Here is a 24,953-nt window from a genome sequence, read left to right as displayed (position 1 = left end):
GCGGTGACTCACAGTTGCGATTCTATCGGCAGAATGCCGAGCATCCAGATGCCCGCTCGCTTGAGCGCCGACACGCCCGGCTCGCTTTCGAGCAGCGTAGTCTTGCCGTTGGCGTCCGTGTCGATCCATACCATGCGCGTGCCGCCGTTGCCGTTGTCGTGCAATTCCACACGCCACGCAATGCGATCGATATTCGTGCCGATACCGTGCGCCACCTGTTCGGCCGCCGCCGCGCTTTCGCAATAGACACCGATCTCCGTGTTGAGCTCGATGGAACGCGGGTCGAGGTTCATGGAACCGATAAAGATGCGCTTGCGGTCGAACACATAGGTCTTCGCATGCAGCGACGCCTTCGACGAACCGAATGTCGATTTCTTCGTGCTCTCGTGCTGATCCGTCGACGCGACCGGCTTCAACTCATACAAGCGCACGCCTGCTTCGAGCATCTCCTTGCGATAGCGTTGATAGCCGGCGTGCACCGCCGCGACATCCGTGGCCGCGAGGGAATTCGTCAGCACCGTCACGCGCACGCCCCGCGACGTCATCGACCGAAGCCAGCGCACACCCTCTTCCCGCGGCACGAAATATGGCGACACGATCAGCATGTCCTTCTCGGGATCGAGCTTCAGAGCCTTGAATTGCGACATCAGATGGCCTTCGGCATCGCCGGGCGCGCGCGTGATCTTCGCGGGATCGTCGTAGAGAAGCGTTGCCTTGCCCCATGAGAATTCGGTGCCGCGCTGCTGGATCACGGTCGCGAGACGCTCGCGCACGTTCGCCACATACGGCGAATGCTCTTCTGACAGAAGATAAGCATCGAGCTTCTCGCGATACTCAGCTAATGAGTCGGCATCGGCATGACGTCGCATGAGATTCTCGATCGGATAGGCCGCATCCGAGTTCCAGTACAGATCGAACGCGCTCGACACTTCGCGCACGACGGGGCCATGCACGAGCACGTCGAGATCGCCGAACGCAACCGTGCTCGATGCGCCGAAGTACTCGTCGCCGATATTACGTCCGCCGAGAATCGCGGCCTGATCGTCGGCGATGAGCGCCTTGTTATGCATGCGGCGATTTACGCGAAAGAACTCCGCTGCCGAGCCGAGTCTCTTGAACGTGCGATTCGCCACAGGATTGAAGAGACGCACCTGCACGTTCGGATGCGATGCCAGCGCGAGCAGGAACTGATCGTCGGCGTTCGTGCCGAGATCGTCGAGCAGAAGACGCACGCGCACGCCGCGATCGGCCGCGCGCATGATCGACGCGGCCATCTCGCGGCCGGTGAGGTCCGCGTGCCAGATGTAGTACTGGAGGTCGAGCGTGCGATCGGCGGTCTCGCTCAGGATCACGCGTGCAATGAGCGCATCCATGCCGTCCGGTAGCAGGTGGAACGAGTTATCGCCGGGATGAGCGGCCTCGCTCGCCGCGAAAGACCTGCCGAGGCGCGTGCTCGCGGTGTCGGTCAGGGCGTGTGTTTCCTCGCGTCCGGCTTGCGGCGGAAGGCTTGCACATGCCGTCATCAACAGCGTTAGCGCAACCGCGAACCACCTGGCGAGTTTCATGGCGCACTCTCTGCATGGCCTGGCGAATCGTGTAGTCGCGCCTGCGCGACGGAGATAGCCGCGAGCTACATCGCAGCTTACGATCAGTGAAGCGCCTACTTCACGGCACGCTGTCAGAGCGCCGTAGCGGTTCGCTGTCCAACGCGACGCAAAGCGGCCATTGTCCCGCTCGAACCAGTGAATTCGTGCGCCGGTTTGCGCCAAGCGCAAGTGTATCGATGGAATGGCAGTCGTGTTCGCGGCTCGCTATTGCCGATCAGGGCTCATGCGTACTGGCTGCGGCCCGAAGGAGTTCTGCCAGCTTCTCGTTCTCGTCGATGCGCGCCTGCTCCACAGCCACGTCCGCGTCGCTGCCCACGCGCTGCGCCCACTGCTGCCGCTCGCGAGCGAAGATGATGCGCTCGTGCACCGCGCGCAGCGCGCTCCAGATCGCGTTATCCGCGGTTTGCGCGGTGGCTTCTTCCAGCGACAACATGGAGAACGCGTGCCCCGTATGGCATCGGTAGCGTAAAGGCCGGTCGTCGTTGAGCCGCCAAAGCGCGCCGTTGCAACTCGGACAGGTGAGCGCCGAACGCAGCCCTATCTCATCGAGCACCCGAGGTTCGACGAGCCCAGTGTCTGCAATTTTTGCCTCGCGATCGAGGTCTGGCCGATCAGTCGTCATGGATTGCTCCTTGCGCCGCTTCGCCCCCTTGACGGCTGCAACAAGGACCGCCGGAAGCTCGTCCAGCTTCGCGATGACATCCACGCCCCCGGCAGCGATCGCGCTACGCGGCATCGATGGAGCCTCGCAATCATCCGGATGCTGGACCACGCCATAACCGCCTCGGGCGTGAACCGAGGCGAGGCCCGCGGCGCCGTCGTCCAGATCGCCACTCAGCACCACGCCCACTACGCGGCTTCCGTATTCGACGGCGGCCGATCTCAACAGCGGATCGGCGGCAGGCCGTGCGAAGTTCTCCGTGGCGGTATCGAGAAGACAGAGCATGCCGTCGCGCAACACCATGTGGCGATCCGGTGGCGCCACGTAAATCCTGCCGCGCTGGAGCACTTCTTTGTGCCTCGGATGAGTCGCCGTGTGAGACCCCCATTGCGACAGCAGCTCGGGCAGGAAGCTTCGATGCCTGCCGATGTGCACCACGATGCAAAGCGTGGCATCCAGGTCCGCAGGCAACTGTGTCACCAGCCTCTTGAGGACGGGAATCCCGCCACGAGATGCCGCAATGACAACAATATCTCGATGTTCCATAGCGCCTCCGTCGAACTCGGCTCGCATTATTTGCGCCCGCTCTTGTATCGGCCAGGGAACAGTTGCAGGGTCCGATATCCAGGACGGCGCGTGACGGCGTGCGCTGCCGGCTTGACCGACTTGCTCGGCCTGCTATGAAGAAATGACGCGACTAGGGCCCACTGCTGCGCGCATATGCACGAAGTGGTTGATTCGACGCCGCCGGGCGGCCAGCGACAAGCACGCGGACATTCCGGGCGACCTCTGTAGCCGTCGCGATACAAGCGTCGATCGCACTGCGCCGCTCGACCCGCCCCGACACGCGTTGCACCCGGCTCGTTAGCTTGAAAGCCTAGCCGGTAGCCTGGCTTCCCTGATCGCGGGTCAGAGCGCCCAGCGCATCCATCAATAGCGAGAAGTCCAGCGGTTTTGCCAGATGCACGTCGTAACCGGCTTCGTGCGCGGCCTGGACGTCTTCGTGACCGTCGTGTCCACTCAGCGCGACGCAGCGCAACGCAGCCCATGCCGGATTCGCTCGGATCCTGCGCACGAGCTCATAACCGTTCATGCCGGGCAGGTCGATGTCCGACACGACTGCGTCCATCGGCCGTTCCGCGAGGATCTTCAACGCCGTGTCCGCGTTCGCAGCGGCTTCGACCACGGCGCCTTCCAGTTCGAGCAGCGTGGTCAGCGAAGCGCCGGTGTCCTCGTCGTCCTCGACCAGCAGGATGCGCAGCCCGACGATATTCGCGTTGTCTCGGATGATTGCGCTGACGGGCGGCGGGGCGTCCGCCGCCGGCAGCCATACCGACATCGTCGTGCCCATGCCGTGACCTTCGGATGCCGCCGCGACCCTGCCGCCATGTTTCTCGACCAGTTGTTTGACGAGCGCGAGGCCGATGCCGAGACCGCCACGAACGCGGTCGCGCGGGCCCTGACGAAACATGTCGAATACATAGTCGACCATCGACGCGTCTATCCCCTGCCCGTCGTCGGCTACGTCGATGCGCAACATGGGGCCTTCGTGCGACAGATGCAGCCTCACATGGCCGCCTGCATGCGTGAACTTCAGCGCGTTCGACACGAGGTTCCAAATAATCTGCTCGCACCGGACGGGATCGGCGAGCGCGATCGCCGGTGCTTCCGCCAGGTGCGTTTCAAGTGAGATGCCACGCGCGCCGGCGTCTTCCTCGCAAGCATCCGCGATGCTGCGCAGAATAGCGGACACGTCCACCCGCTGCACTTCGAGCGTGAGCTTGCCGGTTTGAATGCGCGACCAGTCGAGCAGATCGTCGATGATTTGCGCCTGGCTGCGCACCGCCTGCTTGATGGAAACGGCCGCTTCGCGCACGGCATCGATGTGCCGGACCTCCGGCAAGCGTGGCAGCATCTCCGACTTCACGCCTATCAGATTGAGCGGATGCTTTAGCTCATGCGACAGCACCGCGATGAACTCGTCCTTCACCTGATTGGCGCTCAGCGCCTGCTCGCGCGCTCTTTGTTCCTGCTCCAGCGCCTCGCGGCTCGCGTCCTCGCGCTGCTTGCGCTCGGTCAGATCGCGGACGATCTTCCCGAAGCCGCTGAACGAAGCGTCCGAGATCGGCGTGACCACGCCGCTGCAATAAATACGCCGGCCGTCCTTGGTGCGATGCCAGCGCTCGTCGTCGGCGCGGCCTTCGCTCAACGCGGTTTCGCGCTCGTGCGCGGGCACGAACGCCAGCCGGTCGTTCGTCTCATAGATCAGTTCGATGTCCCGCCCGACCACTTCGTCTTCCGCGTACCCGAAGATTTTCTCCGCGCCCGCGTTCCAGCTCACGATCAAGCCGTCGCGGTCATGAATGATGATCGCGTAGTCCTTGGTGGACTGCGCGACGAGACGCAGCCTCTGCTCGTTTGCGCGCGCCGCCTCTTCGGCGTGGTGCCGGTCGGTGATGTCGATGAGCGTGATCACCGCGCCGTCGATATGATCGTCGGCCGTCCGGTACGGCAACAGGCGCATCAGATACCAGCGGCCCGTCTCGCTCCGAATCTCGCGCTCCGTCAGCCGCAACGACTGGAACGACTGCCGCACGTCGTCGGCGAGTGTCGGGTAGCGCAGCGAATGCGTGATGTGAAAGAGCGACCGGCCAATGTCGGTATCGATGAGATTGAAGATCGCCGTCGCGTTCGGCGTGAATCGCTTGATGCGAATCTCTTTGTCGACGAACACCGTCGCGATCTCGCTCGATTCGATGATGTTGTGCAAGTCGTCGTTCGCCTTCGCGGTGTCTTCGATCCGTGCCTGCAGTTCCGCGTTCGCGGTGGTGAGTTCCTCGTTGACCGACTGGAGTTCTTCCTTGCTGCTTTCGAGTTCTTCGCTAGTCGAGCGCAATTCTTCGTTGATCGCCTGCAGCTCTTCGTTCGACGCCCTCAGTTCCTCGACCGACGTTTCATACTGCTCGATGATCGTTGCCAGTTGCTCGCGGCTCTGCTGCAGTTCCTGTTCGAGCTGCGCGAGCACGGGATCCTGACCCGCTGCTTCGGCGTGTTCTTCGTCGTTCATGCGAGCTGCCACTTCATCGAACACGATGAGCAGGAATGCGGCATTCGCGACCTTGTCGTGAAACGGCCGCACCGTCATGTTGATCCACGAGGCGCGCGGCTCGTGCACCCACTTCACGCGGCGCGCCTCGACGCTCGTGCCGGTTTGCAGCGCGCGAAAAATGGCCGTGCGGAGTTCCAGGCGCAAGTCCGGCAGCACCAGCGACATGATGTTGCTCGACAGCTCGCCGCCCGGATGGCGCAGGAAGCGGCCCGCGTTGTCCGAGAGGTGGACGACGTTCGAGTCGCGGTCGATGATGACGCTCGGAGCCGCATAGGTTTCGAGCGCGCGCTGATGCAACTCCGTGAACGAGAAGCTGCGCTGCGCGGGACTGGCCGGCGCCCGCCGCGGCGCGGTAGGCGCAGCGCGTTCGTCGGCCGTGCTCAGTTCAGGTTGGGGCAGCGGTAAAAAGCCCACCGGAGGCTTCGTGCGATGCGCGACCGTGCGCGCCCGATAGATGCGCCATTTCTTGTCCACGACGACGAACAGGTCGTCGGCGGCATCGGCCGATTCAGCGGTGCCGAGGAACAGGTAGCCGTTCGGCCGCAGCGCGAAGTGGAACAGTTCGAGAATCTGCCGCTGCACCGCCCGTTCGAGGTAGATCAGCACGTTGCGGCAGGAAATCAGATCGAGTTGCGAGAAGGGCGGATCGCGCAGCAGGCTATGCGAGGCGAACAGGATGCGCTCGCGCACCGACTTGGCGATGACGTAGTGTGCCGATTGACGCGCGAAATAGCGCTGCAGCAGCGCGGGCGGCACGTCGTTCGCGATCGAGAGCGGATAGAAGCCGGCGCGCGCACGCGAAATCGCCGCTTCGTCGATGTCGGTGGCGAACACCTGAATGGAGCGGGCCGAAGCCGCCGCGTCGCGCGCCTGCGCCAGTTGCAGCGAGATGGTATAGGCTTCCTCTCCGGAGGCGCAACCCGCCACCCAGACGCGCACCTGGCCCTCGCCCGGGTCCTCGGCGAAAAGGGTGGAAATGACCTCGCGCTGGAGGTAATCGAATGCGCCGCGGTCGCGGAAAAACTGCGTCACGCCGATCAGCATGTCGCCGAGCAAGGCGTTCGCCTCGTCGGGCGTCGCGCGCAGGAAGTCGCGATAGCCCATGAGATCGCGCTGTCCGTTGACCTGCATGCGCCGTTCGATGCGCCGCAGCACCGTGGCGCGTTTGTACAGCCGGAAGTCGTGTCCCGTGCGCACGCGCAGGTGCATCAGTATGTCGGACAGCGCGCGCGCCGGGTCGTTGGCAATCCGACGCGTGCGGTCGTTCGCCGGCTCTGAAACTTCGAAACTCTCCCACTGGATGCGCTGCGCGTTCGCCAGCAATTCGATCAATCGCTGAGGCATCTCGGACGCGGGCAGCACAATGTCGACCTGGCTCGTCGCAATGGCGTTTTGCGGCATCTCCGCGTGCTCGGCGTCGCTGGGGGTCTGCGCGAACGTGATGCCGCCCGCTTCCTTGATGCGGATGAGCCCTGCCGCGCCATCCGATCCCGCGCCGGACAGCACGATGCCGATTGCATGCTGCTCATGAGCTTCAGCGAGCGTGCGGAAAAAATGGTCGATCGTGAAAGGCGGGCTTTCCGATGCTTCGCGATCAATGGCTCTGACGCAGCCATTCGACATCTCGAGCAGCTTGCCGGGTGCGATCACGTACACATGGTTCTTTTCGAGCGGCAGAGTGGAAGTCACCTGACGCACCGGCATGCCGGTCGCCCGTTGCAGGATGTCGTCGACGTGACTTGCGCGTTCTGCCGCCAGATGCACTACGACGACAAACGCCATTTCCATACTGTTTGGCGCATTCTCAAAAAACGTCTGCAAGGCTTCGACGCCGCCGGCCGACGCGCCGATACCTACTACTGGAAACGGCAAGTCGCTCTTGACAGCAATGGGCGAACCCGTCGCTCGCTGGAGTGTCGACCTTGGCTTTGACACTACGCCTCTCCTAGTCCAATGCGCGGCTGTGTTAAGCACGACCAATGCCGATTGGTGTACTGAAATGCCTATTGTAGGACCAGCGAAGCGGTACAGCTATCGGAGCGGAGCAATACGGTTGCCACTTCACCGAACGCGTTACTGAACGGATGTGCTGGATGACCGATTTATCATAGTTCGATGAGCGGATGCTCCGCACCTGCGGCGACCGATTGAATCACCCGGATCGACCGGGCATTCGAGGTCCCCGCAACTCCTACCGTGACGCTCATGCCGCAATAGTTTCGAGACCGCTTGTCTTGATTTGAAACGCGGCATACAACTATTTCTTCAAAGAGCTTCCTAACGTTGTGCCAGCCAGATGATCTGGGGCACGAATCGCAGATGCGGTTCCTGCAAGCGGAGCAGGTAGGATGCGCTATGACACGTCGCGTACCGCTGGACGACGAGCGCGAATCCAAAGCGACGATGGGGAATTGCCGCATTATGATCGGTCATCGCGATGAAGCGATCGGCGCAACGCTCGCCTTGCTGTTGGCGGTCAAGCACTACCAGATTCTTTACGCCACGAACCTCGCCACGCTTTCGCGCCAGATGGCCTGTTGGCGTCCCCAAGCCTTGTTATTCGATACCCGGCTGCATGTGGATTCGCGTTATGCATTCGTTCGCAGCCTGCGCGAAGACGACCGGACCGCGAGACTGCTGATTGCCTATTGGACTCGGTCCCGCCTTTCAAGCAGGCCGGCTTCGACGGGCACGTGCGAAGACATTGCTCGCTATGGCGTGTGACTGATCTCTGGACAGTCGCTTCTGCGGCCGCGATTCGCGACGAACGTCATGCGTGCCGATTGCGGCTACGACGTCAGCCCCACTTCGAATTGAGAATGATGCTGCACAGGTTGACGCGCTCGAAACTGGGATCCTTGTGCGCGAGGAAATCGTCGTTGAAGGTGCCGAACGTGGTGCCCGGGCGATGCTTCATGCCGTCGTAGAAGGCATCGATCATTCTGGCGGCGAAGTCGGCGCCGCGCGGATAAGCCGCAACCACCGCCGCGCGCTGCGCTTCCGAAAAGGCATCGAAGCCGCGTCCCGCTATGTCCATGCCCGCGCCGGCCTGCACCAGCGCGATCTCGCCATGCATGTGCTCGGGAATGCCCGGCGTCGTATGCAGCGCCACGGCGGTCCACACTTTCGCCACGTCCGCCTCGTCGACACGGTGGCAGCGCAGGAAATCCCGCGCGGCGTTGGCGCCGTCCACTTCAAAACGCAATCCGCTTTTGCCATACGCCGACGTTAGACCGATATCGTGAAACATGGCGGCAACGTAAAGCAACTCCGGGTCGTACTCGATACCGTTTCGTTTGCCCAACAGCGCGCCCCACAGGTAGACCCTCGTCGAGTGGTTGAACAGCAATTCGCTTTCGGTGTCGCGGATGAGTTCGGCCGCCTCACGGGCGAGCTGGCTGTCGGGGATGACGACATCGAGCACGGCTTTCGTCGGCGCGGGTGTATCTTGCTTCATCGCTTACTCGAACTAGTTGGAGCGTGCTTCCCTGTTGCACGCGTCTTGTGAATCGGGCGGTCATCGAGTGCCGACTGACTCGCGGCGCTACAGCCGAAAAGTTACGCTTCGCATGGCTCTGAGAACAGGCCCAAGATCGGTAACAGCCACTGTACTATCGCGTCTATGGCAACACTTTCCATTGGACTCGATCGTGCCGGAGGCCTCCCGCTGTCGGCGCAAATCTATGGCTCGATCCGCCAGGCGATCGAGTCGGGTCAGCTCGCGGCCGGCGCGCGGCTGCCGTCGTGGTCGGATCTGGCCGCCCAGCTGGGCGTATCGCGAGGCACGGTTCGTACCGCCTATGAACGCCTGATCGACGAGCAGTTCGCGGTGGGCTTGGGTGCGGCCGGCACGCGAGTCGTGGCGAGGCCCGCGCCGGCGAAGGCCGGATGGTCGCCCGAGTCGCCGCCGCTTCCGGAACTGTTCAACGACTTCAGCACGGCGCCGCTGGCGTTTCAAATGGGCGTGCCCTCGCAGGACGCGTTTCCGTTCAAGCTCTGGTCACGGATTCAGGCACGCGCCGCCCGCCGGGCGGCAGCGGCTCCTGTCGGCTATCCCGATCCTCGCGGCGATCCTGAATTACGGCAAGAGATCGCGTCGTATCTCGCGGTGTCTCGCGGGCTTCCATGCAGTCCCTCGCAGGTGTTCGTCACCGCGGGTTTCGCCGGCGCGCTGAACCTCGCAATCCGCGGCCTGCACATGGAAGGCAAACTAGCGTGGATGGAAGAGCCCGGCTTTCCGCTCACGCGCACGGCGCTCGTCCTGGCCGGCATGACCGTGGCAGGCGTGCCGGTGGACGCCGATGGGCTCGATGTCGAGGCAGGCATCCGGATCGCGCCTGCGGCCGCGCTAGCGGTGGTGACGCCGGGCCAGCAGGCGCCGCTCGGAATGACGATGTCGCTCGCTCGACGGCTCTCGCTGCTCGACTGGGCCAGACACCACGATGCGTGGATCGTGGAAGACGATTATCTCGGCGAGATGCAGTTGAGGGGACGGGCCGCACCGGCTCTGGCCTCGCTCGCTCGTGACGGACGCGTGCTTCATATCGGGACCTTCAGCAAGACCATCAGCCCTGCGCTGCGCCTCGGTTTTCTCGTTGTGCCGCCGTCGTTGGCACGCGGCTTCGGCGATGTCGCGGCCTGCCTTTCCCCCGCCCCGGCTGCATCGGTGCAGCACGCCGTCAGCGAGTTCATGCACGACGGACACTTCCTTCGCCACCTGCGGCGCATGAAGCGTCTGTACGCGGGCCGGCAGGAAGCGCTGGTTCGTTGTCTGAAGGAGCTCGGCTCGGAGTCAATCGACGTGCGCGGTTCTGCGGGCATGACCGTCGTGGCCGCGCTTTCGCAACCCGCGGTATCGGATATCGAGATCGCTTCTCGCGCGCGAGTCTTCGGACTGGCCCCGGTTCCTCTTTCGCCCTGGTACACGACCGACCCGGGGCAACAGGGACTCCTGCTCGGCGTGACCAATCTCGACGAAAGAACCCTCGCGGCTAACTGTTCGCGCCTGCTGGAAGTCGTTCGCGGGCGGCACTGACGACATAGCGAGACCTGCCGCGCCCTGCTTGCTTGGTGCATCGAAAATGTTGATTCCTGGTGCTTTTGCGTGTCCCTGCGTGACACGACAATGCAGAAACACAAAGGAGCCAAACACCCATGAACATTCGATTTATCGAGCGAGCCGCCTGCGCAGCCGTGGCATTGGGCATCGCCGTATCGACCTCGGCGCATGGCGCGGCTGAGACTGTTACGCCGAACTTCCGGCACGCCATTCCCAACGTTCCGGGCAAGTCGTTAACCGCCGTCGTAGTCGATTACGCGCCCGGCGCGGCGTCCTCAGCGCACAGGCATGCGGCTTCGGCTTTCATCTATGCCTACGTCGTATCGGGCGAGATCGAGTCGCAAGTCGATGACGGTCCGACGCGCGTCTACCATGCCGGCGAAAGCTTCTTCGAGGAGCCCGGCTCCGTTCACCGCATAAGCCGCAATGCGAGCCGATCGAAGCCTGCGAAGCTGCTCGCCGTATTCGTCGCCGACAGCGATGACAAGGCGCTGACCACCCCCATCAAGTAATTCATTCCCTTCAGGAGTCACCTCATGAGCAAGCGTCTCGACTACGTTCAGATTGCGCCCGCGGGCGTCAAAGCCCTTGGCGGCGTCTATGGCTATGTGATGCAGAGCGACCTGTCGCCGGTTCTCGTCGATTTGGTCTACCTGCGCGTCTCGCAGATCAACAACTGCGCCTATTGCCTCGACATGCACACACGCGACCTGCTGAAGAAAGGCGTGAAGATCGAGAAGCTCGCGCTCGTGCAAGCATGGAGAGAAGCGGGCCATCTCTTCGACGACCGCGAGCGCGCAGCACTCGCGTGGGCGGAATCGGTCACGCTGGTGGCGCAAACCGGCGTGCCCGACGCATCGTATGAAGCTGCCCGCGCCGTGTTCGATGAGCGAGAACTTGTGGACCTGACGATCGCCATCAGCTTGATGAATACGTATAACCGCCTGGCAATCAGTTTCCGCAATACGCCGCAGGCCGTGATGGAACAGTAAGCGCCCTGCCGCTTCTGCGCCGTTGCGCGACCGCTTTGCATCGGCGCGGCGGGACGAATCATTCCACTTATCAGCACGCGTGATGTCGGCTGGACGGTCAACCGCAATAATCCTGGCGCGGTGACTCACTCGCCGGATTGACCGCCGCAGATAGGTGTACGCACGACGAAAACGGGTAGCTTCATGAGCACCGCTCGCGACGCAGCACGAATCATCCGTGATTCGGAGAGCGACTTCGTTTTTCATCATTCGACGCGGGTGTACTACGGGGCGGCATTATCTTCGCGGCGAAGTGGCGTTCTATAAACAACGGGCGATCGGAGGCCGAAGCGACCTGTCGCGCTGCTTCGAGTGCGGCTTGCCATTTCGCCGCACGGGGCGCCGGTATGGATATTGTCGTCGCCGGCTACGCCCTTTGCGACGGCCTTGCACATCAACCCGAAACCACCCAATGTACCGGCTCGGCGGAAGTCATGGCCTTGCGTAGGGCCTCCGCCACTGATCGAACTCGTCAGACGGTCGAATGACAGACTCTGCCTGAATCGCGAAGCTTTAGGAATCCCGGATCGCACGCCCGTTCGGCTAGCCGTGCTTATCAATAGTCCGGCCGCGATATTCCTATTTTAATAGTACGAAAACGCGTGTCTGTTTCCGTACGCATGGGCGCTCAAATTCCGAGCCAAAAGAAAATCGGCGGTATACAGTTCGATAATTTGGCAGCTGGCGCGAAGTCCGAGCGCAGGAGCACTCGTGGCAGTTCCGCTGCAAAGACTCTGCGGTACTGTTCGCCTGACGACCCGGTGGCATAAAAATCTGTTCGTGACTCGGTTCTCTGGCGCCGACTCGGACGCTGGAACAAAGAGGACCTCATGTATTCGAAGATCGTATCAATCCTCTTTTACATGTTTTTCACCTGCATTATCTTCAACCCGCGGGTTAATGGCTTCACAATTTATTTTTATCTCTTCATCCCTTTTCTCGACCTTAAGTTTCTACGCTTTCTTTCTGCCACTGCCCGTAGCTGGAGTGGTCCGTTGGCGATCGGTGTGGCTGTCAGCGCGATAGGCTCACCGAGCGTAGCGCTTCGGGTCGTCTCGATTGGGGTGTGCATCGGCTACATGATGTACACAATAGGCGCCCGCATCTGCTATCTGCACCATTGGATGGCTATCAACGTAGGGTTCGCAGTTGTGCAATTTGCGGCTTATTACGTTGACCGAGGGCTTGCCGAGATGCTAGGACCGGCCGCGCTCTCGCGGATGATATGGGGAGAGTACGCGACGCGCGCCTACTCCAACTTCTATGAGTTCCTGTTCTTTGCCAGAGCCTCTGGATTTTCGAGAGAAGCCGGCTTCTTCTCGTCCCTACTTGTGGCGTCACTCATTGCTCATCTTCTGATCGAGAAGGTCAACAAGAAGATCGTTGCGATGTACTGCCTCGGACTCTTTCTTTGCTTCTCGAAGTCATCGTTTATCTTGTTCATATTTCTGGGGCTGTATCCGTTGCGCAATAGACTTCGGATGGTCCATCCGCTTGTCATGCTTGCCGGATTCATTTGTGTCGTCGGCCTCGTGGGCATCTACCTGGGAAGCCATACGTTCTATGGCTCGACCACATTTTCGCACCGGCTCGGTGGTTATCCGTTCATGTTCGATGCGTCGCTGGAGGACATATTGCGAGGCGTCACTGCCGACGACGTACGCTCGCGGTATATGTATCTGCCGTCGTTTCGTTTGGTCGAGTATGAAATCTCTTCTGGCGTGCCGTTCGCGGGCCTTCCTGCGAGCTTCGCAGAAATGGGCTTGTTCAGCGCGCTGCTCCTGCTTGGCTTCATTGCCTTCACAGCGAGTGACGGCTTTCTCATGCTGCTTCTCTTGCTCATCACATCGACGGTCAGTATCACTACCGTGACGTCGTTCGTGGTGATTGGCTACCTCGTTCTCTATTGGCCGAGATTCAAGGCATATCGCGCGAAACGCAGTTCATTTCCGGCGGCCAGCTTCAAACTCTTTCCGCTCGAACACTTTCAACTCAGACGCCGAGAACGGCTCAGGCTGCCCTATACCCCTTGGAAACGCAACGTGATGATCGTGACCAGTTCGCGGTCTAACCACGGGAAAACGGTGTTGGCGGCCCAGTTGGCGTCCATGAACGCGAAGGCGGGCAACCGCGTACTGCTCATTGACGCAGATTTCCGCCACGGTGCGATCTCTGATTCGTTCGGCCTATCCAATTCTTTGGGACTTGCGCAAGTGCTCGAAAGCAACATCAGAGTTCAACATGTCATTCATTCTGTCGGAGGATCGAAGAACCTCGATGTGATACCCGTTGGCGATCTGCTCCCGGCACCGGAGCTGTCGCTCTCCAATCGGCGTCTTTCGCATCTGATGCGGGAGCTAACGTCTGCCTACGACCTCGTTATCATCGCCGCGCCTGAAGTGCTGTCGGCCGACGACGCCTGCTTGATCGCGCCGCTCGGTGCATGCACTTTACTGGTCGAACAACCTGACAGTTACGCGGTCGGGAATCTTCAGGAGGCCGTGAGACGACTCGATCGAGTACGGGCAAATATCGCCGGCGTCGTCTTCGATGCCGTCCCACGACAGCCCACGCAAAGGGCCCGACGAGTGTATGGCCGCGTCAATGCCGTCACTCCGTAGATACATTCCCTAATCGCCCCTGCCTTCTGCAACCAGAAGTGGACGTTCGTTCGCAATGTACGAACGTCCTCCGCGCGATCAAGAACCTGCACGCTCATATATAGATTCCGCTGGCAGCGTCATGCGCGGAATCGCCTACGCAGCGCCAACTAATCCCGAACATTGTCGTGGAAGCAGGCACGACTTTGAAGGGAATCCCACTAGTTAAACGAACAGCCACAGTCCGCACGTCGTGGGCCTCTCGCCCATCAAGCCGCTCGATCGGGCGCTTATATCCCGCAGTCAACCCGGTCAAAAATACGCCTCCCCGCGTCACTCGCAATTTATGCCACAAAGTAGTGCTGAGTAAAAAGTACTCAGCAACGACCGGCAGATCAATATTAAGGATCACAAAGCGATCCTTTTACCTCATTGTCCCTCGGCGCCTGAATCGGGGTGGTCAGTTCTTCCCTATGACCCGCCTCATTAGGAGCATTTTCCCGCTTATGATAGTAAGAAAATACAGAATTTCTTTTTTCCGATACCGTTACATTCAGAAACATCTTAGGAGACTTATCAGACATATACTGCGTGCACTTTGAAAAACAACGAAACTCTTACCGTGTCGAAAAAACTCTCAACTCAAGTTAAGCATCTTTTACCTGTTGGAATCGACGGTAAAAACGACTTTATCTCGCGTCGAAGCTTTTTGTCTCTGCTCATGGCGGGTGCCGGCAGCGCGGCCTTAGCGGCTTGCGGCGGTGGCAGCGAAGGCGACGGTTCGTCGGGCAGCGTGGCAAACGTTGCAACCGGCGTCTCCAAGGCCGCATCGGCGAGCGGCACGGTTATTCCTCCGGCTTCTTCCATTACCGACAGTGCGGGCAATGTGTGGGCGCTCTCCAGCGGCCATGTCACGCGTAACGGCTCGAACGTGTCTACCGGATCTTCTGTCGCGCTGGTCAACATCCTGTACTACAACGGAACGATCTACGCGAAGAACTCATCTGGCGTCTGGTACAAGAACGGCAGCCCGTGGGCGAACATTGGTTCGACAGACCCGCGTGGAACGGCAACCAGCAACGCTGTCAGCAACAACTCGCTGTTCTACGGCATGAACGGGCATATGGCCTGGGGCTCGGGCAGCATCTACAACACCATGTCGGCCGCCGCGCAGCTCGCTATCCTCAAAGACCTGGGCGTGACGAACTATCGGGCAGACGTCTGCACGGCCGCAATGGCCCAGATTCTCGCGAATGCGCTGAACGGACCGTTCAAGAATAGCGGCGTGTCGATTCTGCCCGTGCTGAATCCGCCCTCGATCGGTTGGAATGTCTCCCTGAGCGAGTCGGCAGCCTATACGCTCGGCTACAACCTTGCCACGAGCGTGACGAAGGTACTCAAGGGCCTGGTGAAATACATCGAATGCGGTAACGAGCTCGACGTGAATGCGCGTTCGAACGGTAACGGCAACCTGACCAGCAACTGGGACCCGAAGGCATGGGGCTCTTTCCGTGGCGTGATTCGCGGCATGGTCGATGGCGTGCGTGCTATCGATCCGACCATCAAGGTCGGCGTGGGCGTCGGTATTCCTCTCGCTTTCCGCGCACTGCAGATGCTGTGGAACGGCATTACGCCGGATGGCTCCGCGAACGGCGCCTCGGGTGCCGCGACTATCCGCTGGGACTTCACGTGCTATCACTGGTATGAGAGCTCGGGCGATGTGGTCTGCGGATGGATCAACAATCAGTGCTTCGACGTGCTCCAGTCCCTGAAAGATGCGTTCGGCGTACCGATCTGGTTGACCGAATGGGGTTTCCACGGTCAGACGGACACGCCGGACCAGCAAGTTGCATATGTCAACAAAGCGCTGGCCGAGTACAAGTCGGTGAAGGACAAGTACAACCTTCAGTCCGTGATGATGTACGCCGTAATCGACGACAGCTTCGGACTTATCAAGAACGACGGGGTCACCAAGACACCGGCTTACAACACCTACAAGAATTTCGTTAAAGCCAACCCCGTTTGATCAATCACGCAAGGAGCGCTCCGTTTCGCAATGAATCAAAGCGCTCCGCGACACTTCCGCGGTAGCCGTCACTACTTTCTGGCGGGCACGAGGTACTTCGGCATCACGCCGAGCTTCCATTCGAAGTTGTCGTTGACCTCGATGGTCGATGTCGAACCTTGCCAGTCGATCTGTGTATATTTGCCCGGCGGAATGGGCACCGACGTGGCGACCGGACCGTCATCGGCGTCGCGTCTCCAGCCCGCGATAACGCAATCGCTCTCGCAGTATTGGTACACCTTGGTCGTCTCGTTATCGACGAACGACCTTTTCCACATCCGATTCCCGACCGTCCGAAAAACCGTGGCGACAGCGGCATACGCCGGCTTCGGCGAGAGATCCAGTCTCAGGAGACCGAAATTGGCCTCCTTGTCGCGTGGATTCACTCCGTCGTCGACGAAGTCATACCACATGACCGTTTTCATCGTGTTGAAGCGCCGTGACAACAGGTAAGTGCGGGCCGCTGCCGCTGCCTGTTTGCGCTCCGACAAGCCGGCATCCTCCGGCCTCGACGGCCATCCGATCTCCGTGACGTACACCCCAAGCGGCCCGACACCCGGTTTCGGATGAGATTGCGCCATGCGCTGCAAATGCTGCCATACGCTCGGCACATTGACCTGAGAAAGCGGAGAGCCTTTCGCGCTATAACCGTGGTCCGGATCGTACGGAGACATGTACGGATGAATGCTGAAGCCGTCCTGATAGGCGAGCGCATTTGCCTTCGCAATCGCCGCAATACAGTCGCCGCCGGGGCCGCCTCCTGCGCCGCCTCCACCACACGAAAGTACCGTGGCGTCGGGACTCTGTTTCTTGATGAGGCTATAGACGGGCTTCAGCAACGCAAGGTAAGTGTCGTAGCCCCCCATGCTTGCGAAGTTCGGCTCGTTCCACACTTCCCAGGTCTTGACATAGCCCTTGTAGAATCCGACGACCTTATCGACATAACGCAGGAAAAGCTCGCGTTCCTCCTGCGTCTGGGGAAAGCCTTGCGGTCCCTTGAACAGATTCGGGTACGTCTGCCTGTTTCCGAAGTCGAGCTCGATGAGCGGCTTCAGATTCATGCGAACCGCCTGGCGGACATATCCGCCATAGTCGTTGTCATTGCGTGGCAACTGAAACTGGCCGGGCGTCTTTTCAATCGCACTCCAGTAGACTTCATCGCGGATCCATGTGAAGCCCGCTCGCTTGACGAGCGGCAACACGATCGACGGCACGCCCTTCCCATGCGCGAAGTGAGTTTGCACGCCTGCTTCGCTGAAGCTGCCCTGACCAGCGGCAAGAACTGCAAGACTAACCTTCTGCGAGGCGATCTCATCACCGCTTTTCGATGAGAGTTTCATGTCGAGCACATAAAGTCCCGCGCCCGGTAAAGACACGTTCAACGATAGCTGTTGGCCACCGGAACTTTTGGTGGGCGAGATGCGGTAGTCCTTGATTGGCGACTGTGAGAGCTCACCGTTATCGTCGTAGCGATAAAGCGTCGCGATGGCCTCGCCGTCGAACGCATTCGCGGGTGTCACTTTGAAATTGAGTCGTTTGTCACCCGCGTCTTCGATGATCAATGAACCGGGCGCGCTCATCAACTGCAACGCATTCTGAGCACGCGCGGGGCTGGCGTCGATCAAGGCTGCGAACGGTGCGGCGAGTATCAAGGCGGCGCGGGCCATCGCGATGAAACGCCGCTTTCGACGCGCCGTGCTGAAAGTGCCCCACTGGAGCGGCAGCGAAGCTCCAGTGAAGCAGCCTTCCGACGACACCACGCTATCCCGCCGCACTTCTTGCGAATCTACTGTCCATCGCGAAAGGTGCATGCTTGCGCTACTCCGCCGTGGAGCGCGACATGTACGCGCTGGCGTAAGCGTACGTACGTCTTTCGCTACGGCGCTTCGGAACTGCGTTGAAGATCACGCCTGCGATGCGCGCACCCGTCGAGTCCAGTCGCTTGATGGCGTCTTCGAGTTCGTCTTCGCTTTGCAGACCCGGACGCACGACAATGACCGACGATCCTGCATTAGCCGCGATGAAATTCGCATCGCTGACCGCAAGGACTGCGGGCGTATCGATGATGACGAGGTCGAAGCGCTCACGCACATGCTCGAGGATCATCGGCATACGCGGAGTCGATAGCATCTTCGACGGATTGGCCGGCGAGCGCCCCGCGGTCATCAACGAAAGACCCGGTATGTCGGTCTCGCCGACCGCCTGGTCGACGTGCACCTTGCCTGCGAGCACTTCGGAGAGTCCGTTGATATTGGTACGGCCGAACATCGAAGCGATGCGACCACGCCTCATGTCGCCGTCGATAAGCAAAACGCTCTTGCCGGACTGCGCATGCAGCACGGCGAGATTCGAGGCCACGAACGTCTTGCCGGTGCCCGGCGCGGCGCCGACGATAGCGAGCACGTTGTTCTGCGCCGGGGCGATGTCATGCATGAGCGAAGCATGCACCGCGCGCAACGCGTCCACGGCCATGTCCTGATCGCCGTGCGCCGAGAGCAGCTGCGTCGCATCGATTCCCCCTTCCGAGGCCGACTCATCGCCGGATACGCGCGCGGACGAGTTGTCGGTCAACGAAAGAGCGCGGCTCTTGCTGGCGAGAAGCGACGGCTTCGTCCGACGATCGAGACGCGCCTGAACCGGGCTGAAACTGACTGCGCCGAACACGGGCAAGCTCAGACGGCGCTCGATTGCCTCCGGGGTTTTGACATTGCGCGACAGTTGATCACGGAAGAAAACGAACAGCAGTCCGATAATCATTCCCGCAGCTGCGCCGCCAGCGATGATAAGGGGACGCTTGGGCTTAGCCGGATCCGTCGGGTAAATAGCGGAGTCGACAAGATGCACGTTGCCGATCGTTCCTGCGCGCGTCACTGCCAACGCACTGGCCTTCTCGCGCATCGCGACGTAGATATCCTCAGCGACTTTCGCGTCGCGCGTGAGATCCATCAGCTTGCGTTCCGACGCAGGCAGCCGCCCGAAACGCTGGTCGAACGCCTGCTTCTGAGCGTTCAAGGTGGCAAGCTGTTCGTCGATCGTGCGTACTTCACGAGTGGTGGGCGCGTAGCGGCTTGCCGTCTGGGTACGCTGCATTTGAAGCGCCGCAATCTGCCGCTCGATGTCAATACTGCCCTGGAGATAAGACGACGCTTCGGTGCCCGGCGTCATCGAACTCGCGGACGTGCGGTATTGAGTCAGTGCGCTTTCTGCGCGTTGCAGTTCCTGCTCCAGACGCGGGAGTTCGCCGATGATGAAATCGCGCGTCACGCTCGCTTCTTGCCGGTGCTCATTAACGTGAGCCGCAATGTACTTCTGAGCGATTGCGTTCGTGATCTCCTGCGCGAGATTCGGATCCTCGTTTTCATAGACGATCTGAACGACGCCCGAGTCTTTCATCGACTCCATGACTTTCAGACTCTTCAGGAATCGCGTCATCGCCTGATAGTCGCTGTAACGCACGACCTTGAACTCGGTGCCTGGCCTGGCAACAAGGTTGTCGATCAAAATGGTCGTGCCGTCCGCGGTTGCCGGGTGCCCGACATTACCGTGAAGAATCGAATTACCGCTGGGATCGGTTAGCTCGAACGCGCCTTGCGGCAGAGCTCGCAAGCTCAGCGTCATGTTTTCCAGACGCGCGGGCACTTCCAGCTTCGCGACTTTCACGACCTCGCCGCCCCAAGCGAAGGAATTCAGGCCGAGAAGCGGCGCGGACGGCTCGCCAGTGGTCGCGAACAACTCGGAAATGCGGCCAAACAAGGGCACTTCATGAGGTTTGACAACGACGTTCTGGCTATATTGTTTGATCACCGGCAAAAGCACCGCACGGCTTTGAATGATCTGCATCTCCGCGTCGGTCGGGAGCGTGGAAGGCACGGTTTGAGGTTGCGGCTGCGCGTTGACGCCCAAGGCATTGGGATTAGGAAACTCCACCTTGACCAACGCGTCTGACGAATAAACCGGCGTGGCAATAAACGCATAGAGCGTTGCGGCGCCCGTCACCAGAATGACTATGCTGAGTACCAGCCATGCATTATCAACGATCAACTTCCAGAAATCGCTTGCAGAAAATGAGTCGTCCACCCTCCTGGGCGGCACTGGGTCAAGACCAAGGATAGGTGTGTTCATCTACAAGTTCCTTACAGTATGTCGTTCGATAGCCATCTCGCTGACTGATAGGCCGATATCAATCCATCACGGGGACACCAGCGAAAGAGGCCTTTGTACTAAGGCGTGAATCGACTGTCGTTGAGCGTAATTATTTCTGGAGAGTGCTACATTCGGGTTAACGAAAGTTTATGTACGTGCGGCAACCCACACATTAACGGGCACCCCGTTAAGAAAACGTTTCAATCGAAATCGTGCCGGTCTTAATCCGCGATTTCGCAACGCTCATTAGTAATTTGATAGGACTATTTGCAGTCCGTATTGAGTCAGGTGGGCATCCCCGCGACCAATGGTTGGGACGGTCAGCCTATTGTCAAATGTGAAACGGCGATTGCGTCGAAGGCATGAAACCTTGGCTACTGTTTCTAACACTATCACCGAAAAAATTCTGGATGCGCGAAGTCCAGCCTTTCGTTCGTCACATTGCGTTTCAGGGTTTCGGCGAATGTTATGGTCTAGAGAATATCGACCTGATTATGCTGCGGCGCAACGGCAGCTTTCTCGCTGCAAACTAGCGTTGCCCACGGCATGGGCCTGAGGGATGACATGAGCGCAGCCGCCGCTGCGGTTGCACCATGCAATGTGCCGTGCCTTGTTGAGCCAGTGCTTCGAGACCGCCCGGGCGCATCGGGCGAACACCCGTAGAAATTCATGAATGGCGACACGTCGGCCCGGGCATGAGCATACGTTCGTCCTTTTTCTGCTAGCGTGTCGAGCTTTTTTTGGTTGATGGAATCTGCGCTTCGCCGCAGTCGATCAAAAGCCACATTGGCTGCGCTGAGTGACTGGCCAAACACGGGTAATCCTCGGCCGATGCCGACGTCCAACAATCGAAGCAGTTTGGCCGAATCAGTCGTGCCCTCTGCAATGGTTCGCGTCGTGAGGAGGATAGCAGCGTCAGACGAAGCGTGCGCCATTTCGAAAAGAGTTTCTGCGTCGCTCTGGGAGAAGAGATCTAACGCACCCAGCCGCAGCGCGGCGTAACCCAACGCACATCCGCTCAGCGTGTCCTGGCCAATGGCGTCCCAGTCGAAGTCGCTTGCAAGCTCCCGCGTTACATCGGCCGAGTAAATGTTCTGGTTTATCGAAAGAAGAGACAACAGCACATTTCTCGCAGAAGACGAGCATCGAGTGACGACAACTCGCAATGGATCTTCAGACCCGGGACATGCGTTGTTCGGCGCGAGCAGTACCTTTATTCGCCCCTGCGGCAGGACTATGAATCTCGAACGAAGCTCCGGCCCTCCGATTTCCAGTACCGATGGTTCGTCTATCGTCGTTTCAAACTGTGCCGCGTACGCATTCCGCTGTTCCTGCTCGATCCTAAGACTGCCAGGGCGCCATGTACTCAACCGCCGCGTCCAGAGTCGACCCCAAACGTCGTGCGCGCGGGTATCGATAAAGCGAGCCCTCGCCCGTTCCGACAAGTCGACATCTGCCGCAGCCCACCTGAGCCAGCCCGGAAGTTCATCGGGCACGAGATCGACTGTGTGCGTGACGAACTGACCAATCAACGGGATGCGACACGACATACTAGTGCCGTCTCTCCTCATCAACTCGAGCGTCAGATACGTCAAAGCCGAAGGATTTGAACTCGCCCCAGCAAAGGCTTTGATGTCCCCGCGAGAGTCGCGAGAAATGGTAATACGTTTAATGCGCTTCGAGGACAGGACCCCTTGGTCCAAGACAGATCCGCTTTCATCACTCAACCGAAACGGGATAACACACTCCCCATCGCTGTCTTCGGTTAATCTCGCAAGGCTCAGAATGACAACCTGGACCATAGCCGAAACCTCCGCGCGTCAAACTTCATTTGATAAGATGACTGAGTGACTATGAAGCTGTCTCGATCGTGTCGCCCGTAAGACACGCACTCCTATGCGTATTCCGTAGCGTCGGGACGCATAAGCATAACGCCAGCGCGTGTCGTTAATGTAAGTTGTCCAAAAAAGATTTCGTCGTTTTGCTTACGACCGTTGATATATAGGAACCAACGTCCACTGCGACATATTTCGCAAACTGAACTGAACCGTCTGACTGTTTTCGCGCCAGGTTCCGCGGTGTCAGCACCGCGTGTAGTCACCGAGGCGCAGATCAAGACACTTTCGATAAGCGTCGTACGAAATCGCACTGGAGGATTCGAACAAACAGCAATCAACCAGAAGCGGTTTCGGTTTTTGCCGTCACTTCGTTCAGCGATGGCGGCAAGCAGATGGTGCGACGTCGCTCGAGAATCAAACAGTCGGCCAACAAAACCACTCTCTTAGCGACGCAAGCGACATTCAAGCCTCCGCCACCAACGCAGTCCCGCCTCCGATCTCGCGTTCAGCGCGCTCCTCTCGCTCCCTCGCCACCAGCTCCCGGAACTGCTGCAACGACATCGGCCGCCCGGTCAGGAATCCCTGCACCACGTCGCAACCTGCATCGACGAGCCACTCGAGTTGCTTCGGATCCTCGACTCCTTCGGCCACCGCATCGAGTCCGAAGCTATGCGCCATCGAAAGGATCGCGGTCACGATCGGCTGGCCGTCCTCCGGCAGCCGCTCGATGAACGACCGGTCGATCTTGAGCGCGTTCACCGGAAACGCATGCAGATAAGAGAGCGACGAATAGCCCGTGCCGAAGTCGTCGATCGACAGCAACACGCCCGCTGCCCGAAGACGATTCATTACTGCGATACCCGTCTCGCGATTCGCAATCAAATGGCTTTCGGTTAATTCGAGTTCGAGCAGCGCCGGCGCGAGGCCGCTCGTCTCAAGCGCCGCCATGACGTCGCCGACGAAGGCCGGATGCCGCAACTGACGCGCCGACACATTCACCGCCACGCGCACGGCAACGCTGGGGCACGCGGCATTCCACGTTGCGGCCGCAACGCACGCGCGCTGCAGGACGGAGCGCCCAAGCAGCACGATCAGATCGCTGTTCTCCGCAATGGGTATGAACTCGCCCGGCGACACCGCGCCCTCCTTCGTATGAGTCCAGCGAGCCAGCGCCTCGGCGCCCACGAGCGTGCCGCTGCGGCAGTCGAACTGCGGCTGAAACGCGAGTTCGAGCGCGTCGCTGTCGACGGCCTTGCGCAACTCCGCTTCCAGATACGCGCGCCGCTGCGCCGCGTGCATCATCTCCGGCGAGAAGCCGACCACCGTGTTCTTACCGAGCGCTTTTGCTTCGTACAACGCAATATCGGCGCTCGTGATAAGACTGCCGCTGTCGTCGCCCGCCTCGGGAAAGCTCGCATACCCCACGCTCGCCGTCACGTTGATCTCGCGGCCGAAGAAGGTCGCCGGGCGGCACAACGCCGTGCCAATCTCGCGCGCCAGTTCCGCGACCGCCGTGCGCTTCCATGAGGTCGTGAGCGTCACCGCGAACTCGTCGCCGCCCATGCGGCTCACGATGGCGCGGCCTCCTACCGTGTCGCTCAGCACGCGCGCAACGTGCTGCAGCAGTTCATCGCCAGCGCCGTGACCGAGCGTGTCGTTCACTGTCTTGAAGTCGTCGAGGTCGATCAGCACGATGCCGAAATAACGGCTCGGCTCCTTCGCGCTCGCGACGCGCTCTTCCAGCATTTCATAGAACGTGCGACGGTTCGGCAGATTGGTGAGCGGATCGGTCCGGGCAAGACGCTCCAGTTCGCGTTCGGCCTGGTTCACGCGCCGCCGCATGCGGTTCATCACGAGTGTCGAGATCCACATCGCGCCAAGACACGCAATGCCGAGAAAGCACGCGTAGTGCGCGAGGTGCCGGCGCACGAGCTCGCTCGTCGCGACGAGCACCACATGTCCCAGAACGCGGCCGTTGTGTTCGATGGGCGCGCGCACGAAGACGTCGCCGAGCGAAAGCGCCGCACGATGCTCCGTCGACTCCAGCGTGCCCTCCGCCTGTTCCTCAGGGGTGATGCCCGCGCGCGCATAGCGCGTGTAGAGCCGGCCATCGCTCTTATAGACACTGAGCGTCTCGACATAAGGAACGCGGCCGAGCGAGCGCAAGACGTCCTGCATCGACCCCTCGTCGTCGAACATGAGCGACGCGCTCACGTTCTCCGCGATTACTGTCGCTTGCAAGGATGCATCGTCGTAAAGCGCGCTGCGAAAGGCCACGGCCTGATACAGCAGCAGCACGACGCTCGCGACCACGAGCGCGATGCCCACGCTCACCAGATTCGCGCGGACCGTGAGGCGGCTCGTGCTTGCGCTGCGCGTTTTGATGGCGGTCATTTGAGCCTCCTTGCAAGCCGCAGCAGTTTGGAACTGAGCACGAGCTTGCGGCGCACCGCCTCGGCATTGTTGATATCGAAGCGCAGATGATCGTCCTGCGCAATCAGCGCGACAACCGGCTCGCCCGGCGGGGTCGCGCCCACGCCCGCGACGACGAGCAGCGCATCGTCCGAGGCGAGCGCATCGCGGATCTCCGCGTTCGCGCTGTCGCCGTCATCGAGGGCGAGCACGTCGCAATCGGCGAAGCGCTTTTCCGCAAGGGTGATGAAGCGCCACACGCGCGAGCCGACCGCGCGTCCGTTGAGCGCGGCGAGCGCCTCGCGCATCGAGCTGCGCGCGCTCGCGCAGACACGCAACTCGCCGTTGCGCGTGCGGTCAGCGGGCCATTGCGTGAACTGCGTGAAGTTGAAGATGTACGCGCTTTCGAGCTTACGCATGTCCGCCTG

The 24,953-nt window shown here is 60.4% G+C and carries 15 protein-coding genes; 6 read left to right on the top strand and 9 right to left on the bottom strand.

Annotation, left to right across the window (positions count from 1 at the left end; genetic code table 11):
- Positions 1 to 8 precede the first annotated feature (8 nt).
- From NCR37_RS24435 to NCR37_RS24425, 3 genes are all read right to left on the bottom strand, one after another.
- On the bottom strand, positions 9 to 1,565 hold the full coding sequence (locus tag NCR37_RS24435; protein ID WP_250475389.1) for a phospholipase D family protein: 1,557 nt from the start codon (positions 1,563 to 1,565) through the stop codon (positions 9 to 11).
- A 256-nt stretch (positions 1,566 to 1,821) separates the two neighbouring features.
- Positions 1,822 to 2,814, bottom strand: a complete 993-nt coding sequence (locus NCR37_RS24430; protein ID WP_250475388.1) for a chemotaxis protein CheB — start codon at positions 2,812 to 2,814, stop codon at positions 1,822 to 1,824.
- Between the two features lie 331 nt (positions 2,815 to 3,145).
- Positions 3,146 to 7,312: a CheR family methyltransferase gene (locus tag NCR37_RS24425; RefSeq protein WP_250475387.1), complete on the bottom strand. Its 4,167-nt coding sequence runs from the start codon at positions 7,310 to 7,312 to the stop codon at positions 3,146 to 3,148.
- A 420-nt stretch (positions 7,313 to 7,732) separates the two neighbouring features.
- Between NCR37_RS24425 and NCR37_RS24420 the strand changes: the two genes are divergently transcribed.
- Entirely contained in the window at positions 7,733 to 8,101 is a 369-nt protein-coding gene (locus tag NCR37_RS24420; protein WP_250475386.1) for a hypothetical protein, read from the top strand.
- Positions 8,102 to 8,174: 73 nt separating this feature from the next.
- Here NCR37_RS24420 and NCR37_RS24415 read toward each other — a convergent pair whose 3' ends face one another.
- Positions 8,175 to 8,834, bottom strand: a complete 660-nt coding sequence (locus NCR37_RS24415; protein ID WP_250475385.1) for an HD domain-containing protein — start codon at positions 8,832 to 8,834, stop codon at positions 8,175 to 8,177.
- Between the two features lie 165 nt (positions 8,835 to 8,999).
- On the opposite strand from NCR37_RS24415, the gene pdxR reads away from it, so the two are divergent.
- From pdxR to NCR37_RS28595, 5 genes are all read left to right on the top strand, one after another.
- Positions 9,000 to 10,412, top strand: a complete 1,413-nt coding sequence (gene pdxR / locus NCR37_RS24410; RefSeq protein WP_250475384.1) for a MocR-like pyridoxine biosynthesis transcription factor PdxR — start codon at positions 9,000 to 9,002, stop codon at positions 10,410 to 10,412.
- 119 nt (positions 10,413 to 10,531) lie between these two features.
- Positions 10,532 to 10,948: a cupin domain-containing protein gene (locus tag NCR37_RS24405; RefSeq protein ID WP_250475383.1), complete on the top strand. Its 417-nt coding sequence runs from the start codon at positions 10,532 to 10,534 to the stop codon at positions 10,946 to 10,948.
- 24 nt (positions 10,949 to 10,972) lie between these two features.
- Positions 10,973 to 11,428: a carboxymuconolactone decarboxylase family protein gene (locus tag NCR37_RS24400; protein WP_250475382.1), complete on the top strand. Its 456-nt coding sequence runs from the start codon at positions 10,973 to 10,975 to the stop codon at positions 11,426 to 11,428.
- Positions 11,429 to 12,297: 869 nt separating this feature from the next.
- Positions 12,298 to 14,088 (top strand): CpsD/CapB family tyrosine-protein kinase, encoded by a 1,791-nt coding sequence (locus tag NCR37_RS24395; protein WP_250475381.1) that lies wholly within the window; start codon positions 12,298 to 12,300, stop codon positions 14,086 to 14,088.
- A 601-nt stretch (positions 14,089 to 14,689) separates the two neighbouring features.
- Positions 14,690 to 16,093, top strand: a complete 1,404-nt coding sequence (locus NCR37_RS28595; protein ID WP_250475380.1) for a glycosyl hydrolase — start codon at positions 14,690 to 14,692, stop codon at positions 16,091 to 16,093.
- Between the two features lie 71 nt (positions 16,094 to 16,164).
- Here NCR37_RS28595 and NCR37_RS24385 read toward each other — a convergent pair whose 3' ends face one another.
- The 5 genes from NCR37_RS24385 to NCR37_RS24365 form a co-directional block, all read right to left on the bottom strand.
- On the bottom strand, positions 16,165 to 17,889 hold the full coding sequence (locus NCR37_RS24385; protein WP_250475379.1) for a beta-glucosidase: 1,725 nt from the start codon (positions 17,887 to 17,889) through the stop codon (positions 16,165 to 16,167).
- 61 nt (positions 17,890 to 17,950) lie between these two features.
- On the bottom strand, positions 17,951 to 20,173 hold the full coding sequence (locus NCR37_RS24380; protein WP_250475378.1) for a polysaccharide biosynthesis tyrosine autokinase: 2,223 nt from the start codon (positions 20,171 to 20,173) through the stop codon (positions 17,951 to 17,953).
- 575 nt (positions 20,174 to 20,748) lie between these two features.
- Positions 20,749 to 22,077, bottom strand: coding sequence for a hypothetical protein (locus NCR37_RS24375; protein WP_250475377.1), 1,329 nt, complete (start codon positions 22,075 to 22,077; stop codon positions 20,749 to 20,751).
- 498 nt (positions 22,078 to 22,575) lie between these two features.
- Positions 22,576 to 24,507: a putative bifunctional diguanylate cyclase/phosphodiesterase gene (locus tag NCR37_RS24370; RefSeq protein WP_250475376.1), complete on the bottom strand. Its 1,932-nt coding sequence runs from the start codon at positions 24,505 to 24,507 to the stop codon at positions 22,576 to 22,578.
- Positions 24,504 to 24,944: a YfiR family protein gene (locus NCR37_RS24365; RefSeq protein ID WP_250475375.1), complete on the bottom strand. Its 441-nt coding sequence runs from the start codon at positions 24,942 to 24,944 to the stop codon at positions 24,504 to 24,506. The genes NCR37_RS24370 and NCR37_RS24365 overlap by 4 nt, the downstream gene beginning before the upstream one ends.
- Positions 24,945 to 24,953: the final 9 nt, after the last annotated feature.

It is taken from the genome of Caballeronia sp. GAFFF1, assembly GCF_023630705.1.
Taxonomy (GTDB): domain Bacteria; phylum Pseudomonadota; class Gammaproteobacteria; order Burkholderiales; family Burkholderiaceae; genus Caballeronia.
The sequence above is the reverse complement of the archived record's forward strand: the minus strand, read 5'-3'. Positions and strand labels throughout refer to the sequence as shown.

Bases quoted from the DNA above. Each gene is read 5' to 3' on its own strand.
- pdxR (WP_250475384.1), top strand. From the start codon at position 9,000: ATGGCAACACTTTCCATTGGACTCGATCGTGCCGGAGGCCTCCCGCTG.
- NCR37_RS24405 (WP_250475383.1), top strand. From the start codon at position 10,532: ATGAACATTCGATTTATCGAGCGAGCCGCCTGCGCAGCCGTGGCATTG.
- NCR37_RS24365 (WP_250475375.1), bottom strand. From the start codon at position 24,944: ATGCGTAAGCTCGAAAGCGCGTACATCTTCAACTTCACGCAGTTCACG.
- NCR37_RS24400 (WP_250475382.1), top strand. From the start codon at position 10,973: ATGAGCAAGCGTCTCGACTACGTTCAGATTGCGCCCGCGGGCGTCAAA.
- NCR37_RS24395 (WP_250475381.1), top strand. From the start codon at position 12,298: ATGTATTCGAAGATCGTATCAATCCTCTTTTACATGTTTTTCACCTGC.
- NCR37_RS24415 (WP_250475385.1), bottom strand. From the start codon at position 8,834: ATGAAGCAAGATACACCCGCGCCGACGAAAGCCGTGCTCGATGTCGTC.
- NCR37_RS24370 (WP_250475376.1), bottom strand. From the start codon at position 24,507: ATGACCGCCATCAAAACGCGCAGCGCAAGCACGAGCCGCCTCACGGTC.
- NCR37_RS24430 (WP_250475388.1), bottom strand. From the start codon at position 2,814: ATGGAACATCGAGATATTGTTGTCATTGCGGCATCTCGTGGCGGGATT.
- NCR37_RS24420 (WP_250475386.1), top strand. From the start codon at position 7,733: ATGACACGTCGCGTACCGCTGGACGACGAGCGCGAATCCAAAGCGACG.
- NCR37_RS24375 (WP_250475377.1), bottom strand. From the start codon at position 22,077: ATGGTCCAGGTTGTCATTCTGAGCCTTGCGAGATTAACCGAAGACAGC.
- NCR37_RS24435 (WP_250475389.1), bottom strand. From the start codon at position 1,565: ATGAAACTCGCCAGGTGGTTCGCGGTTGCGCTAACGCTGTTGATGACG.